Annotated in this window: 1 protein-coding gene; it reads left to right on the forward strand. The window is 38.1% G+C overall.

Annotated elements, in window-relative coordinates; translation table 11 throughout:
- Positions 1-56: 56 nt before the first annotated feature.
- Positions 57-437, forward strand: a complete 381-nt coding sequence (locus tag FJR05_RS25330; RefSeq protein ID WP_168646657.1) for a DUF3368 domain-containing protein — start codon at positions 57-59, stop codon at positions 435-437.
- The last annotated feature ends 279 nt before the right edge of the window (positions 438-716 follow it).

A 716-nucleotide genomic window follows, 5' to 3' on the forward strand; every position in this document is an offset into this window, starting at 1 on the left:
CGGCTTTGTGAAGCATAAAATAAGCTTTTGGCTCACTTTATGCTTCAAGTCACAAAATGGTCAGGGCAGGTAAAATTGTGCCTGGTGCTGTAGAGGTACAAACTTTACCTTGGATTCAAAAACAGTCTGTTGTAGATTCTCAAAGAGTAATATTGATTCAAGAAACCCAAGAAAATATTGATTTGGGTGAAGCAGAAGCGATTGTTTTAGCTCTGGAACTGAAAGCGGATTTACTATTAATGGATGAACGTCGAGGTAGGATAGTTGCAACCAGCTATGGTTTGCAAATAACTGGCTTATTAGGAGTCCTATTGCAAGCGAAACGAAAAATGTTGATTCCTGCTGTAAAAATTTTGATGAATCAACTAATTGAGCAAGCTGATTTCCGAGTGAGTGACCAATTGTATACAACAATCTTACAAGCTGCTGAGGAATAATTAATTATTTAGCAACTGGGGGATTTTGGGGAACAAGTAAAACAAAATTACCGGACTCTGAGCGATCATTTTAAACGCAGGTTCATAAAAAATTACCATTTTACTTTTGTTATATCTGGCTTTATTTTACCATTTTTGGCAAATAAGACTGGCGATAATTGTTCTTAGCCATCAACCTAGCCTCACGCCTTGTCCAACATTTTTGTAAAGGTACATCAGCCAATCTTTGCAGCAGCATAAATACACTATTAGGGGTACAGCCGGGAGGTAGAGTCGAGG

The sequence above is a fragment of the Dolichospermum sp. UHCC 0259 genome (assembly GCF_009711935.1).
In the GTDB taxonomy this organism is placed as follows: Bacteria; Cyanobacteriota; Cyanobacteriia; order Cyanobacteriales; family Nostocaceae; genus Dolichospermum.

Bases quoted from the DNA above. Each gene is read 5' to 3' on its own strand.
- FJR05_RS25330 (WP_168646657.1), top strand. From the start codon at position 57: ATGGTCAGGGCAGGTAAAATTGTGCCTGGTGCTGTAGAGGTACAAACT.